We start from the raw sequence: 13,520 nt of genomic DNA, 5'->3' as shown, positions 1-13,520 counted from the left end.
CCGCCTCGCTAGTTCGAAAAACGCAGCAGGAAGCTGAACGGCACCATCATCGCGCACGGCTGGCCCGCACAACGGCCCGGCGTATATTTGACCAGCATCAGCATGGACGCCGCCAGCTTGCCCGACTCGCTGTCCGGACTTTTCAGCAGGGTCACATTCTGCGCCACGCCATGTTCATCCACGCTGACATTGGCGCGCAATTTGCCCGTGGCCTCCTTGTACGAAATCAGACGGCCCATGGCACGCGAGATCTCCAGCATGCCTTTCTCCGGATAGGGTGGCACATCGCCATCCTGTAATACCTTGTAGTACCGTTTGACAAACGATTGCTGCTCCGGCGTCATCTCGGCATAGGACTTTTCCGGCGGCACCACATACCGCGAGCCCATGACCGGACGGATGTTCGAGCCGATCGGCGCGTCCTGCGCCTTGAGGCTGTACAGCGTGGGCGCCTCGGGCTTTTCCGCCTGCGCCGTCAACTGGAAGCTGCCATTGAAGCGGGCCTTCAGCACCTGCCCGTTGGGATACAGTATCTCGCCGTCGCCGACCGGCTTGCCCTCGTGCCAGGGGCCACGATAAGCGCCGCCCAGCGCGAATGTCATGGTGCCACTGCCTTCCGGGCCATGGCGCCAGCCGCCCTCATAATGATCGCCGCCGTCATAGACGGCCTTGACGTTGCCGACGGGCTTGCCCTGCTCGAAGTTGGCTTCCAGCTTATCCCCATCTTTAAAGATCACCACGCCGGGACCGTGCAGCACGCCGTCCTGGTAGTTCCCTTCATGCAGGCTGCCGTCGGCCCACTGCGCAATGCCCGCGCCCTCCGGCACGCCTTTGCTCAGCGCGCCCTCATAACGTTCCGTTGCCTTGCCGTCCTTGCTCCACTGCAAAGCACCGGGCCCGCTCGCATAGCCATCCTTGCAGGCGCCATTCCAGTACGCCACATGCCCTGCCACCCGTGCGTGCCCGGCAACGCGGCAGTCTGCCTTGCCTGCATAGATAAGGTCGGCGGCACCGGCGCTGGACGCGCACAGCAAGACGATCAGGGAAAGCGGTTTTTTCATATCATCCTTGCAATGTTTTTGATTGCCACAGACTAACATGCCCGAGTTGATGAAAAATACGCGCATTCTCACGCGGCGCACTGCCATGCTCCTTCGCGTCCAGCCCTACAGCTTTTTTTGCAGGAATTCCAGGAAGCAGCTGATGCGCTGCGCCAGCTGCGTGTTGCGGTAGTAGACGGCGTGGATCTGCTGGCGGTAGCCCGTATAGAACGGCTGCAGCACTTTCACCAGGCGGCCGGCGGCGATGTCGTCCTTCGTCATGAAGTCGGACAGGCAGACGATGCCCTGGTCGTGCAGGGCCAGCTGGCGCAGGGTTTCGCCGCTGGAGGCCGCCAGCGCGGGCACGATCTGCAGGCTGTTGCCCGCTTCATGGCGCAGCGGCCAGTTGTTGCCCAGGTCGTACTGGGCAAAGCCCAGCAGCGCGTGGCCGGACAGCGCTTCCGGCGTGGCCGGTTCGCCGTGGCGCGCCAGATAGGCGGGCGTGGCCAGCACGTGCAGCGGGCTGGAAGTCAGGGCGCGCGCATGCAGGGTCGAGTCGACCAGGGCGCCGATGCGGATGGCGATATCGGTGCGGTGTTCGAGCAAGTCGGCGATCTGGTCGTTGCTGGTCAATTCCAGGCGGATGTCCGGATACATGGCGCGAAATTCGGCCACGTGCGGCACCACGCTATGGAGCATGAAGGGCGAGGCGGCGTCGACGGACAGGCGCCCGGCCGGCTTCTGGCGGCGGATGCGGATCGACTCTTCCACGTCTTCCATCGAGGCGAGAATGGCGCGCGCCTTGTCCAGGAACAGCTGCCCTTCTTCCGTCAGCTCCATGCGGCGCGTCGTGCGCGTCAGCAGCGAGGTGGCCAGCTTGTCTTCCAGCCGCGACAGGGCCCGGCTGACGCCGGACGTGGTTTGCCCCAGGTGCACGGCGGCCGCGCTCAGGGTGCCGCTGTCGATGACGGTGACGAAGATTTTCAGGTCGTCCGAATTGATATCCATTGTTGCCTTATTATTGCCTGCGCTTCACATATCGCGCCATTATAATGGAATCATGGCAACAGTGAGGGCAAGCAACAACGTCAGGCAACGTAGAACAAAATGGCGACAAAATGGCAGCTACTGCCGGCCAGCACGAACAGGTGCCAGATGCCGTGGCCATGGCGCAGCTTGTGGTCGGTGGCATAGAAAGCGATGCCGCCCGTGTAGCACAGCCCGCCTGCCACCAGCCACAGGAAACCGTTCCACTCGAGCGCCGCCAGCAGCGGCTTGATGCCGATGACGATCAGCCAGCCCATGGCCACGTAAATCACCAGCGACAGGATGCGCGCGCCTTTCGCGTACACATATTCCTGCACGATGCCAAGCAGGGCCAGGCCCCAGACGACGCCGAACAGCGACCAGCCCCACGGCCCGCGCAGGGTCACCAGCATGAATGGCGTGTAGGTGCCCGCAATGAGCAGGTAGATGGCGCAGTGGTCGAGCCGCTGCAGCACCGCTTTGGCCTTGCCGCGCACGCTGTGGTACAGGGTGGAAGTCAGATACAAGGTCAGCAGCATGGCCGCATACACGCTGCAGCTGACGATTTTCCAGGCGTCGCCCGTGCGGGCCGCCACGACGATCAGGATGACGCCGCCGATGGCCGCCAGCGCGGCGCCCACCGTATGGGAGATGCTGTTGAAGCGTTCGCCGTGGTACATGGCTTAAGCCGGGCGTACAGCGACGCAGCAAAATGCCGGGGTCAGACCCGCCGGGACTCGGCGTCCCCGTCCGACCCCAGCCCTTGCGTTGGGGGCGTCAATCAAGCCGCTTCCGTCTTCTTGCGGGCCGGACGGCGCACCGGCGTCTTGCGCGGTGCCTTGGCCGGCTTGTCTTCCGCTACAGGCGCGATTTCCACCGGCGCAGACTCAATCACAGGTGCAGCTTCCACCACGACATCGGCGGCCTTCTTGGCCGGCTTCTTCGCCGCTGCCGCCTTGCGGGCCGGCGTGCGCGGTTTGGCCTTCGGCTTGGCTTCGGCGACGGCTTCCACGATCGCTTCAACTACCGGCTCAGGCATGGCTTCCACCACCGGCGCCATGTCGACTTCGGCGCGCGCTTCGCGGGCGCCATCGCCATTCTTGCGGCCGCCGCGACCATTGCGGCGCGAACCGCGCTTGGCGTTGCCTTCTTCGGCCACCACCTCGGCGGCGGCTTCTGCTACCTCGTGCTGCACTTCCGGTTGCGGCGCCGGCGCATACTGCTCGACGACAGCGGTTTCGGCGTCGGCCACCGGCACGAAGGCCTGTGGCGCGGACTCGCCGCGGCGCTGCTCGTTCTGCTTGCGGCCGCCACGGCCATTGCGGCGCGAATCGCGGCGGCTGCCGCCTTCGCGCTGATTGCCCTCTTCCGCCGCCACGCCGGACTCGCCGGTGACGATGGCTTCGCTGGCGACTTCGCCGTTCACGGGCGCGGCGACAGGCACCAGGCCGCTGCTGCGGTAGACATAGGCGCCGGATTTTTCATCGCGGCCAAATTCCAGCAAGCCGCGCGTCTGCGCTTCTTCCAGCAGATTGCCGAAGGTGCGGAAACCGTAATACGACTCGCTGAAGTCCGGCTTGCGGCGCTTGATCGCTTCTTTCAGCATCGAGGCCCAGATCTTGCCGCTGTCGCCGCGCTCCGAGACCAGCGCGTCGAAGGTGGCAACGGCCATCTCGATCGCTTCCGTCTTGCGCGACTCGTATTTTTCCTTGCGGCGCACTTCTTCGTCGGGCGAACGCTTGGCCGCCGGAGTTTCGCGCGAGTCGCGCTTGGCTGCCGTGCGGCGGCTCTCGCGCACGAGGTCATCGTAGAAAATGAATTCGTCGCAGTTGGCCACCAGCAGGTCGGAAGTCGACTGCTTGACGCCCACGCCGATTACCTGCTTGGCGTTTTCGCGCAGTTTCGACACGAGGGGCGAAAAGTCGGAATCGCCGCTGATGATGACGAAGGTGTTGACGTGGGCCTTGGTGTAGCACAGGTCCAGCGCATCGACCACGAGGCGGATGTCGGCCGAATTCTTGCCGGACTGGCGCACGTGGGGAATTTCGATCAGCTCGAAATTCGCTTCGTGCATGGTGCCCTTGAAACTTTTATAACGGTCCCAGTCGCAATATGCCTTCTTGACAACGATGCTGCCCTTGAGCAGCAAGCGTTCGAGGATGGGCTTGATATCGAATTTTTCGTAGTTTGCATCTCGCACGCCGAGCGCGACGTTCTCGAAGTCGCAAAACACGGCCATGCTGAGGTTTTCTGGGGATGACGCCATAAGGGTGAATTCTCGCTGATGATAAGGGCGGACGGGAAGCGGAAGGCCTCCCTTTTCGCCTAGTATATTCGCCCATCCCCCGTTTCGGCGACAACTATCGTGCGCGGGGGCCTATTGCGCGCCGCCGGCGGCGCTCACGCTGGCGCCGGCGACGGGCCAGACAACGCTTTCATCGACCGAATACAGCTGGCACGGCAGGCTGCTGCGCCGCTGGCACGAAGCGAGCGCACGCACTTCGGGGCTTTCGCCCTCCTCGGCCCAGCCCCAGGCGCCGCTGGCCGACAGGGCGAAGGCGCGCGGCGCGGTTTTCTCCAGAAAGACGCGATAGGCCGCGCGGCCCTGCTCTTCCAGGTAGGGCACGGCGGCGATATCGTCCTGCGGCGCGAAATGCGTGGCGGGCGGCGACGGCGCATCGGCCACGCGGTAGACCTGGCGCACCGGCATGCCGATCTTCTGGAGGAAGCGTTCGGTGGCGGGCAGCCACACGGTCACCCCATCGCGGCTGCCCAGGGTCAGGTGGGCGTCGCGCTTGAACGGGCCATAGGCGACCAGTTGCGCCTGGCCGCCGGAGCCCGTAAACGAGCGAAACAAACGCTGCGCCAGGGCCGGTCCGAAATAGGAATCGTTGGCGCCATACAGCCACAGGCTGGGAATGTGGTTGTACGCGCCCAGGGTGGCGAAGGTCTTGGCCAGCGCCCCTTGCCAGTCGCAGCCGGGCATGTCGACGCGCAAGCCGCCGGAAAAATTGAGCACGCCCCGTACGCCGGGCACCACCCGGGTGGCCAGCGCCAGCGCCGCGAGGCCGCCATACGACTGCCCCGCGACGACGATGCGCTGCGGGTCGACCCAGCTCTGGCGGCGCGCATACGCGAGCGCGGCCAGCATGTCGCGCGCCTGGCCCTGGGCGTTGCCCAGCATGTCGCAGCCGAAATCGCGGTAGGCGCCCGTGGAACGGGCAAAGCCGGCGCGCATGGGCAGCATCACCGCATAGCCGCGGCGCACGAATTCGGTGGCCATATAGATAAAGCGCTCGCGCTGCTGCAGCCGGGCCGGGCCGGCCTGCTTGCCGTGATTCATCAGCAGCAGGGGGAACGGGCCGGGGCCGGCGGGGCGGAACACCGTCGTTTCCAGCGCCTCGCGCAAGCCGTCGCCGGCCGGCACCATGATGACTTGCTCGTTCAGGCGCGCATCGAGCGGCAACGGCGAGTGGGCAAGCTGGGCTTTCAGGGGCAGGCAAGGCAGACTGAGCAGCAAACCCAGGGAAATAGGGCGAAGCAGGTGAAAAATGGCGGACTCCGTGGATGACTTCCCTGCCAGTCTAGACAGTGAAATGCCACAGGACAATATAAAAAAATTACGTGACGCACATATTTTTTGCGGCAACCACTTGCGGAAAAAATGTTGCCTTGCACCAACCACTTTTTCCGCTGACAGGAGTAAACTGAGCGCCTACTGAAGGAGTTGCCATGTCCATATCCGCCCTCACCACCGGTACCTCGGGGCTGACCGCCAACCAGCGTGCGCTGGATGTGGCCGCCAACAATATCGCCAATGCGAATACGCCGGGCTTCCAGCCGCAGCAAGCCCAGTTCCAGGAAAGCAGCCCGGCCGGCACGGGCGTCACCCTGTCCATCGAAGGGCGCAAGCTGGCCGCCAGCGAAAGCGTCAGCGGCGCCAATGCGAATGCGGCCAAGGCGGCGGAAAGCCGTCCGAACGGCGTGGGCCTCGCGTCCGAACTGACGGATAACCTCGTCTACAAGGCCGGTTTCAACCTGTCGGCGAATGTCGTGAAGGCAGCCGACCAGGCCCTGGGCAGCCTGATCGACGTCAAGACCTGACCGCAGCGACTATCGGCAAGATAGCCTGGTTTTTCATTTCCAGCACCAGAGGCGCCAGCGCCGGCGTGATCAGCGCCAGCAGCCGTTCGGCCGGAATGCCGTCGCGCGCCTGCACCGACAGGCCATGCAGCAAGGCCGCATAGTAATCGCCCAGCGCCTGCACGTCCGCCTCTCCTTTTAATTCTCCCGCCAGCTGCGCCGCGCGCAGGCGCTCGATGACGGCTTGCGTGCGCGCGCGGCGGTGCTGCGCCAGCCAGTCGGCGATACCCGCGTTTTCCGCGCTCGTGTTCGTGGCGGCCGTGACCACCATGCAGCCTTGCGGCTGGCCGCTGCGCGTGTACAGCAGCACGGCTTCTTCCAGCATGCGCGCCACGGCGTCGCGCACATTCAGGCTGGCCGCCAGCGCATGCACGGCAAACGCGCCTTCGCCCGTTTCATACAATTCCACGGCTTCGCGGAACAGCTGCTCCTTCGAGCCGAACGCCGCGTAGATGCGCGCCGAGGCGATGCCCAGCGCCGCCACCAGGTCGGCCATCGATACGCCCTCGTAGCCGCGCGTCCAGAATGCGTCGCGCGCTTTTGCCAGCGCCAGCGCGCGGTCAAATTCCCTCGGTCTTCCTGCCATTTTCATCCTCTGCTTGCAAACTGGCGGCCAGTATAACGCCTGGCGTCGACGGCGCGTTCGCCAATTATTTTGCATGACCGCCTTGACCGAACAGAAAATTTCGCCTATTCTTTGTCGATCGACAAACAATAGGAGCCGATATGAAAACCATCCAAGGACCGAGCCTGCACCTGGCCCAATTCGCCGCCGACACCGCGCCCTTCAACACCCTGCCCGCCATCGCCGAGTGGGCGGCCGGCATGGGCTTCAAGGCCCTGCAGATTCCCGCCTGGGATGCGCGCCTGTTCGACGTGGCGCAGGCCGCGCACAGCCAGCAATACTGCGACGACCTGGTCGCCATGCTGGCGGGCCATGGCCTCGTCATCAGCGAACTGACGACGCACATCCTCGGCCAGCTGGTGGCCGTGCACCCGGCCTACGACGCGCTGTGCGACAGCTTCGCGCCGGCACACCTGCACGGCCAGCCGGAAGCGCGCACGGCGTGGGCCATCGAGCAAGTCAAGCTGGCGGCCATGGCCTCGAAACGCCTGGGCCTCACCGACATGGGCACGTTTTCCGGCTCGTTCGCCTGGCCATATTTATTCCCGTTCCCGCAGCGCCCGCCCGGCCTGATCGAGACGGCCTTCGACGAACTGGCGCGCCGCTGGCTGCCCATCCTCGACGTGTGCGAGGAACAGGGCGTCAACCTGTGCTACGAAATCCACCCCAGCGAAGACCTGCATGACGGCATCAGCTTCGAGATGTTTTATGAGCGCGTGGGTCGCCACCCGCGCTGCAAGATGCTGTTCGACCCCAGCCACTTCGTGCTGCAGCAGCTGAACTACCTGGAATTCATCGACATCTACAAGGACCACATCCGCATGTTCCATGTGAAGGATGCGGAGTTCAATCCGACAGGACGGCAAGGCATCTACGGCGGCTACCAGTCGTGGGAAAACCGCGCCGGGCGTTTCCGTTCGCTGGGCGACGGCCAGGTCGACTTCAAGGCGATCTTCTCGAAGATGGCGCAGAACGACTACGCGGGCTGGGCCACGCTGGAATGGGAATGCTGCCTGAAAGACCAGGAAACGGGTGCGCGCGAAGGCGTGGCTTTCATCAATGCCCACATCATTCCCGTGACCGACAAAATCTTCGACGACTTCGCCGGCGCTCCCGTCAGCGCAGAGCAGATCCATCAATTGCTGGGCATCCAGCACAACTAATCAGGGAAACACCATGAACGAATTTACACATGATTACGTGCGCATCGACGGCCAGCGCCTGCATTGCGTCATCGCGGGTACCGGCAACGGCAAACCCGTGCTGCTGATCCCCGGCTGGCCGCAAACCTGGTATGCGTGGCGCCACGTGATGGCGGCGCTGGCGGCGAATGGCTACCAGGCCGTCGCCGTCGACCCGCCCGGCAGCGGCCACTCCGACCGACCGGCCGGCGGCTACGACACGGGCGCCGTGGCAACTACCCTGCACCGCGCCATGCTGGCCCTGGGCCATGCGCAGTACGATGTCGTCGGCCACGACATCGGCATGTGGGTCGGCTACGCGCTGGCCAGCGATTTTCCGCAGGCCGTGACGAAACTGGCGCTGACGGAAGCCGTGATTCCCGGCCTGGCGCCGGCGCCGCCGATTTTTGTCGCGCCGTCGGACAACATCTTCCTGTGGCACTTCATGTTCAACCAGGTGCTGGACTTGCCAGAAATGCTCACGGCGGGCAAGGAGCGCGAGTACATCCGCTTCATCTTCGACCGCTGGTCATACCGCCGCGACAAGGTGGCCGTCGACGTATATGCGGATGCGTACGCCACGCCAGGCGCCCTGCGCGCCGGTTTCGCCTACTACCGCGCCATCCCCGAAACCATCCGGCAAAACCTGCAGCGGGCGAAAAACAGCCTGGCCATGCCCGTGCTGGCCATCGGCGCCGACCATGCGACGAATGACGCGCCCCTGCTGACCATGCAGGGCAAGGCGGACAATTTGCAAGGCGCCATCGTCGCCGAGTGCGGCCACTTCATCATGGAAGAACAGCCGGAAGCGTTCATCGCCCATCTGCTGCCGTTCCTGGCCGGAGAAAAGTCAGGAAACAACGCATGAGCCTCGATCCGCTGATCGCCGCCTGGCTGGAACAAACAAGGGATGCGCCGCCTCCCGCCTCGCTGGCACACTTGCGCACATCCACGGAAACGGGCTTGCGCCAGCTGCACGGGCCACTGGAAGACGTCGCGGCCATCAAGGATTACGTGCTGCCCGGCGAGCATGCACTGGCCGTGCGCGCCTATGTGCCGGCCGGCGCGCAGACGGGCCAGCCCTTGCCCGCCATCGTCTTTGCGCACGGAGGCGGATGGTGTCTGTGTTCGCTGGACCTGTACGACAATCCGTGCCGCGCGCTGGCCAACGCCACCGGCTGCGTGGTCTTTTCCGTCGACTACCGGCTGGCGCCCGAGCACAAGTTCCCCGTGCCGCTCGACGACTTTTACAGGGCACTGTGCTGGGTCGCCGAGCATGCGACGGCGCTGGGCATCGATGCACGGCGGCTGGCCGTGGGCGGCGACAGCGCGGGCGGCAACCTGGCCGCAGCGGCAGCCCTGATGGCGCGCGACCAGGCCGGCCCCGCGCTGGCGCACCAGCTGCTGCTGTATCCGGCCCTCGATTTCACCTTCGACACGCCGTCCTACCAGCGCCATGCGGAAGGCTTTTCATTGACCCGTGAAGCCATGCGCTTTTGCTGGTCGGCCTACCTGAACGAACCGGCCGACGGCGCGCATCCGTACGCGGCGCCATTGCGGGCCGCTTCGTTCAAGGACTTGCCGCCGGCAACGGTGCTGGTGTGCGAATACGACCCGCTGCATGACGAAGGCGTGGCGTATGCGCGGCGGCTGCGCGACGGCGGTGTGGCGGCCGATTGCGTGCAACTGGAAGGCATGATCCACGCGTCCATGCACATGGCGGGCTTGACGCCAGCGGCGCGGGGATTGTTTGACGTGGCGGGACTGGCGATGAAAAAAGCACTGGCCATGTAAGAAGATCCGCCGCCGGGGATGGCTCCACGGCGGCGGATCTTGTTATTCCACCAGCTTGCGCACCTCGATGGCGTTCAGCCACTTCACATGGCGCGGCCCCGTGCGGATATCCTTGGCCGAGATCAGGCCGATCGCGCCATCGTTCTCGTCGAGCGCCTTGCCGTTTTTTTCGTAGTAGACGATCACGCCCTCGCCTGCCGGCGCGTTATACAGCTCGCCCCAGGAAAACACCACCGCGTAGCCATCGGTGGCGGTGGCGATGATGGCGATCTTCTTGACGTCGTTGTGGCCCGGCGCGTCCAGCACTGCCTGGTCGAGGATATCGCGCAGGCGCACGCCCTTGTAACTGGTGATGCTCTCGGCCTTGTCGCCATTGTGGCGCGTCACGGCAAGCGCGCCGCCATGCGCCGGCGGCAGCTTGCGCAAGTCGGCCACCGTCAGGGTCAATGACGTTTCCACCATGCCCGTCACGGCAAGTGAGTGGCTCATGTTGTCGCGCGCCGGCGGCGGAGCGCCAGCCCACGCGGAAGGTGCCGCCAGCAGCGTAGCCACGGTGCAGGCGACGAAAATCTTCTTGAACATATTAAATCCTTTCATGGAACGATCAAAAAATCAGAACTGATACTGCGCATTGGCCAGCCACGTGCGGCCCGCGCCGGGAAAACCGTCGGCCAGCGCGTAGTTGCGGTCAGCCAGGTTGCTCACGCCCGCTTCCAGGGTCACGGCCGGCAAGGGGCGGTACACGGCCTTCAGGTTCAGCGTCGCAAAGCCGCCAAGTTCCAGCGTGTTCGAGACCCAGCGCCCGCTGTTCGCTTCCGCGATGGCCACCACGTCGACCTGGCGCGCCGCGTGCAGCACGGCGTGCGCCGTCAGCTTGTGGCGCGGCACATCCGTCAAGCGCATGGCGCGGTCGCTGACATTTTTCATGTCCGTGTACGTATAGTTGCCGCCGAAATCGAGCCGGGCGCCGGCGCGTCCGCGCAAGCCCAGTTCCACGCCGCTGATGTGCGCCCTGCCCGCGTTGCGCATCTGCGCGCGCACGCCGGAGACATTCGCCACGCTCTGGATCTTGTCCTTCACGTCGCTGTAAAACAGCGCCGCTTCCAGGCTGGCGCCCTGCGCGTTTCCTTGATATCCCACTTCATAATTGAGCGCCTCCTCGGCGCGCAGGTTCGGGTTTTCAATATATGTGCCCAGGCGCTGTGAGTAGCGGTCCTTCAGCGTCGGCAGGCGCGACTTGCGCGCCACGGTGGCGTACACGCGCGACGCTGGCGCCATCCTGTGGAACAGGCCAGCCTGCAGGTCGGTGGCCGACTGATTGCCCGGCAAGGTATAGGCGTTGCCGGCGCTGTCAACCGTGTCCGGGCGCAGGGCATTGCGCGAGGCGCCCAGCGACAGCTGCGTCGCTCCACTCAGGACGATGCTGTCTTCCGCGCCCAGGGTCCACAGGGCATCCTTGTACCAGGTGGTGCGCACGCCCTTGCCATCGCGTTCCTGGTGCTCGTCGGCCTTGTAGCTGGCCACAAAACGCAGGCTGTGCGCGGCCAGGCGAAATGATTCGAGTTCCACGGCGCCGCCATTCGTGCGGTCGTTGTAGATGCTGCGCCCGCCGCTGACGCTGCCCTGGCCGCTGGTCTTCAAGACCGTGTAGCTGCCGTTCGTGTACGAGACGATTTCATTGTCGTAGCTGTCGTGGTACAGGCGCAGTTTCAAACGCTCGGCCTCGCCCAGGCGCGTCTGCGAACCAAAATACACGCTTTCCTTGTTCCAATACGGCCATTGCCAGTAGCGCGCGCCTGCGGGATTCGTCGATGGCGGCTGGCCCTTTTCGCCATGCTGCTTGTAGTAACTAAGAGCGTATTCATCGCCGCCTGCGGGCGTGTAACCCACCTTGAACGACAGCTTGTGATCCTTGCGATATGAGTTGTTACGCATGCCGCCATCTTCCGTGGCCGTGGGGCGGAAGTCGGACGACAGGGGAAAGCTGTCGCTATCGATCCAGGACACGCCGGCCTGCAGATACCACAGGCCCTGGTTCGTGCCCACATTGGCCGACACCTGGCGCTCGCTGCCCGAGCCGAAGCCCACGGAGACATCGCCTTCCGTCAACACTGTCGGCTTGCGCGACACCAGGTTGATGGCGCCGCCCAGGGTATTGGCGCCATACGCCACGGAACTGTAGCCTTTCGCCACCTGGATGGCGGCCAGGTCGCCAGTCGTGAAGCGATTGAAATCGACATAGCCGTCATACGGCACGTAGACGGGTATGCCGTCGATATACAGCGGCACCTGGCGCGCATCGAAGCCGCGGATGGCGATGGTTTTTTCATTGCGCGCATTCGTCGACAGGGACACGCCGGACAGCAGATTCAAGGCGTCGCCCACGTTGTCTCGGTTGAAGCGGCGCATCTGGGCGCGGCTCACTTGCGTCCCCACTTGCTGTTCCATTGCGCCAGCCTGCTCGCGCTGGCCGACCACCGTCACCGTGCCCAGCACGAACGGCGCCGTCGCATCGACGTCTTCCATGCCGGCGGCCTGCTGCGCCAGCGCCAGCAGCACGGCGCCCGTCATTACCTGTTTCACCATCGTCATCTTGTTCTCTTCCGTTATATATCGTTTTATATAGCGATGCAAAAAATCGGCCGCTTCTGCGGCGGCCGTCATCAACAGCGCAATATACAGACGTATATAACGAGGCTCAAGCAGCAAGGCCGAAAACCGCTGCGCAGGTCAATTTTCCAGGTATTTTTCATGCACCGCAGCATTTCGCTGTGCGAACGAATGTTTCACAAAACGGTTGACACGCACAATTTGGCTAGGCAAACTGATTTCCAGGGAGCCTGAAAATGAATGCAAATATGACAAATATTCAGACCGCAGCAGATCCGGAACTGATCGTCTTCAGCGACGACGAGGAAGGCAAGGACCGCCAGTTCGTCAACGCGCTGGCGCGCGGACTGGAAGTGCTCCGTTGCTTCCGCCCCGGCGAAGTCTATCTGTCGAACGCGGACATGGCCAAGCGCACGGGCATCCCGAAGCCGACCATCTCCCGCCTCACCTACACCCTCACCAAACTCGGCTACCTCAATTATTTGGACAGCCTGGGCAAGTACCAGCTGGGCGCCGGCGTGCTGGCCCTCGGCTACCGCATGCTGTCGAACCTCGACGTGCGCAAGATGGCCCGCCCGCTGATGGAGGAACTGGCCGAGCATGCGCAGGCATCCGTGTCGCTGGGCACGCGCGACCGCCTCAGCATGGTCTACGTGGAAACGTGCCGCAGCAGCGCCAATGTCACCCTGCGCCTCGACGTCGGTTCGCGCATTCCCCTGATGACGACGGCCATGGGCAAGGCCCTGCTGTGCATCCTGCCGCAGACCGAACGCGACTACCTGATGGACCACGCCAGGGTGCACGAGACGGAACGCTGGCCCCGCATCAAGGCCGGCATCGAACAAGGCTTCAAGGATTACCAGGACCGGGGTTTTTGCATCTCGGCCGGCGAGTGGCAGAACGACGTGCATGCCGTGGGCGTGCCCATGCTGGGCGCCGACGGCGAACAGGTGATGGCCTTCAATTGCGGCGGCCCCGCCTTTTTGCTGTCGCGCGAAAAACTCGAATCCGACCTGGGACCGCGCCTGGTGGCCCTCGTCAAGACAGTGGAAAAAAACCTGGGCCGCGGTTAGACTGCGCGCCCCCTCTCAACGACAGCTC

Annotated in this window: 13 protein-coding genes; 5 read left to right on the top strand and 8 right to left on the bottom strand. The window is 64.1% G+C overall.

Annotation, left to right across the window (positions count from 1 at the left end; genetic code table 11):
• Window positions 1–8 precede the first annotated feature (8 nt).
• The 5 genes from VM94_RS27245 to VM94_RS12045 form a co-directional block, all read right to left on the bottom strand.
• Window positions 9–1,148 carry an MORN repeat-containing protein gene (locus tag VM94_RS27245; protein ID WP_082127684.1) on the bottom strand — a complete coding sequence of 380 codons (1,140 nt, stop codon included), beginning with the start codon at window positions 1,146–1,148 and terminating at the stop codon, window positions 9–11.
• Between the two features lie 18 nt (window positions 1,149–1,166).
• The gene (locus VM94_RS12060; protein ID WP_046683706.1) at window positions 1,167–2,048 is read right to left on the bottom strand and encodes a LysR family transcriptional regulator; all 882 of its coding nucleotides are present in this window, start codon (window positions 2,046–2,048) and stop codon (window positions 1,167–1,169) included.
• Window positions 2,049–2,128: 80 nt separating this feature from the next.
• Window positions 2,129–2,746, bottom strand: coding sequence for a PAQR family membrane homeostasis protein TrhA (trhA, locus tag VM94_RS12055; RefSeq protein WP_046683705.1), 618 nt, complete (start codon window positions 2,744–2,746; stop codon window positions 2,129–2,131).
• A gap of 101 nt (window positions 2,747–2,847) precedes the next feature.
• Complete coding sequence (locus VM94_RS12050) at window positions 2,848–4,332, bottom strand: NYN domain-containing protein (RefSeq protein WP_046683704.1); 1,485 nt, start codon at window positions 4,330–4,332, stop codon at window positions 2,848–2,850.
• Between the two features lie 111 nt (window positions 4,333–4,443).
• On the bottom strand, window positions 4,444–5,586 hold the full coding sequence (locus tag VM94_RS12045; protein ID WP_235432900.1) for a dienelactone hydrolase family protein: 1,143 nt from the start codon (window positions 5,584–5,586) through the stop codon (window positions 4,444–4,446).
• A gap of 212 nt (window positions 5,587–5,798) precedes the next feature.
• Here VM94_RS12045 and VM94_RS12040 point away from each other — a divergent pair, with 212 nt between their 5' ends.
• Window positions 5,799–6,170, top strand: coding sequence for a flagellar basal body protein (locus tag VM94_RS12040; RefSeq protein WP_046683703.1), 372 nt, complete (start codon window positions 5,799–5,801; stop codon window positions 6,168–6,170).
• Here VM94_RS12040 and VM94_RS12035 read toward each other — a convergent pair.
• Window positions 6,160–6,795: a TetR/AcrR family transcriptional regulator gene (locus VM94_RS12035; protein ID WP_046683795.1), complete on the bottom strand. Its 636-nt coding sequence runs from the start codon at window positions 6,793–6,795 to the stop codon at window positions 6,160–6,162. The genes VM94_RS12040 and VM94_RS12035 overlap by 11 nt on opposite strands.
• Before the next feature lie 140 nt (window positions 6,796–6,935).
• Between VM94_RS12035 and VM94_RS12030 the strand changes: the two genes are divergently transcribed.
• Genes VM94_RS12030 through VM94_RS12020 form a run of 3 tightly spaced genes read left to right on the top strand, consistent with a single transcriptional unit; the run spans window position 6,936 to window position 9,809 of the window.
• Window positions 6,936–7,997 (top strand): sugar phosphate isomerase/epimerase family protein, encoded by a 1,062-nt coding sequence (locus VM94_RS12030; protein ID WP_046683702.1) that lies wholly within the window; start codon window positions 6,936–6,938, stop codon window positions 7,995–7,997.
• 13 nt (window positions 7,998–8,010) lie between these two features.
• On the top strand, window positions 8,011–8,883 hold the full coding sequence (locus VM94_RS12025) for an alpha/beta fold hydrolase (RefSeq protein ID WP_046683701.1): 873 nt from the start codon (window positions 8,011–8,013) through the stop codon (window positions 8,881–8,883).
• A complete protein-coding gene (locus VM94_RS12020) occupies window positions 8,880–9,809 on the top strand; it encodes an alpha/beta hydrolase (protein ID WP_046683700.1) in 930 nt (309 codons plus the stop codon). Before VM94_RS12025 ends, VM94_RS12020 begins: the two co-directional genes overlap by 4 nt.
• Before the next feature lie 42 nt (window positions 9,810–9,851).
• Here VM94_RS12020 and VM94_RS12015 read toward each other — a convergent pair whose 3' ends face one another.
• Together VM94_RS12015 and VM94_RS12010 are read right to left on the bottom strand one after the other, a co-directional pair.
• Window positions 9,852–10,391: a molybdopterin-dependent oxidoreductase gene (locus VM94_RS12015; protein ID WP_052755733.1), complete on the bottom strand. Its 540-nt coding sequence runs from the start codon at window positions 10,389–10,391 to the stop codon at window positions 9,852–9,854.
• 30 nt (window positions 10,392–10,421) lie between these two features.
• Window positions 10,422–12,401 (bottom strand): TonB-dependent receptor plug domain-containing protein, encoded by a 1,980-nt coding sequence (locus tag VM94_RS12010; protein ID WP_200899217.1) that lies wholly within the window; start codon window positions 12,399–12,401, stop codon window positions 10,422–10,424.
• 266 nt (window positions 12,402–12,667) lie between these two features.
• On the opposite strand from VM94_RS12010, the gene VM94_RS12005 reads away from it, so the two are divergent.
• Window positions 12,668–13,492 carry an IclR family transcriptional regulator gene (locus tag VM94_RS12005; protein ID WP_046683699.1) on the top strand — a complete coding sequence of 275 codons (825 nt, stop codon included), beginning with the start codon at window positions 12,668–12,670 and terminating at the stop codon, window positions 13,490–13,492.
• Window positions 13,493–13,520 lie beyond the last annotated feature (28 nt).

It is taken from the genome of Janthinobacterium sp. KBS0711 (assembly GCF_000988085.1).
GTDB classification, from domain to species: domain Bacteria; phylum Pseudomonadota; class Gammaproteobacteria; order Burkholderiales; family Burkholderiaceae_D; genus Janthinobacterium; species Janthinobacterium lividum_E.
Note: the sequence above shows the minus strand (reverse complement) of the source record. Positions and strands in the feature narration are given on the sequence as shown.

What these genes read in the sequence shown, in the direction of transcription:
- VM94_RS27245 (WP_082127684.1), bottom strand. Translation starts at nt 1,148, where the DNA reads ATGGCAGTGCGCCGCGTGAGAATGCGCGTATTTTTCATCAACTCGGGC.
- VM94_RS12060 (WP_046683706.1), bottom strand. Translation starts at nt 2,048, where the DNA reads ATGGATATCAATTCGGACGACCTGAAAATCTTCGTCACCGTCATCGAC.
- trhA (WP_046683705.1), bottom strand. Translation starts at nt 2,746, where the DNA reads ATGTACCACGGCGAACGCTTCAACAGCATCTCCCATACGGTGGGCGCC.
- VM94_RS12050 (WP_046683704.1), bottom strand. Translation starts at nt 4,332, where the DNA reads ATGGCGTCATCCCCAGAAAACCTCAGCATGGCCGTGTTTTGCGACTTC.
- VM94_RS12040 (WP_046683703.1), top strand. Translation starts at nt 5,799, where the DNA reads ATGTCCATATCCGCCCTCACCACCGGTACCTCGGGGCTGACCGCCAAC.
- VM94_RS12035 (WP_046683795.1), bottom strand. Translation starts at nt 6,795, where the DNA reads ATGGCAGGAAGACCGAGGGAATTTGACCGCGCGCTGGCGCTGGCAAAA.
- VM94_RS12030 (WP_046683702.1), top strand. Translation starts at nt 6,936, where the DNA reads ATGAAAACCATCCAAGGACCGAGCCTGCACCTGGCCCAATTCGCCGCC.
- VM94_RS12025 (WP_046683701.1), top strand. Translation starts at nt 8,011, where the DNA reads ATGAACGAATTTACACATGATTACGTGCGCATCGACGGCCAGCGCCTG.
- VM94_RS12020 (WP_046683700.1), top strand. Translation starts at nt 8,880, where the DNA reads ATGAGCCTCGATCCGCTGATCGCCGCCTGGCTGGAACAAACAAGGGAT.
- VM94_RS12015 (WP_052755733.1), bottom strand. Translation starts at nt 10,391, where the DNA reads ATGTTCAAGAAGATTTTCGTCGCCTGCACCGTGGCTACGCTGCTGGCG.
- VM94_RS12010 (WP_200899217.1), bottom strand. Translation starts at nt 12,401, where the DNA reads ATGACGATGGTGAAACAGGTAATGACGGGCGCCGTGCTGCTGGCGCTG.
- VM94_RS12005 (WP_046683699.1), top strand. Translation starts at nt 12,668, where the DNA reads ATGACAAATATTCAGACCGCAGCAGATCCGGAACTGATCGTCTTCAGC.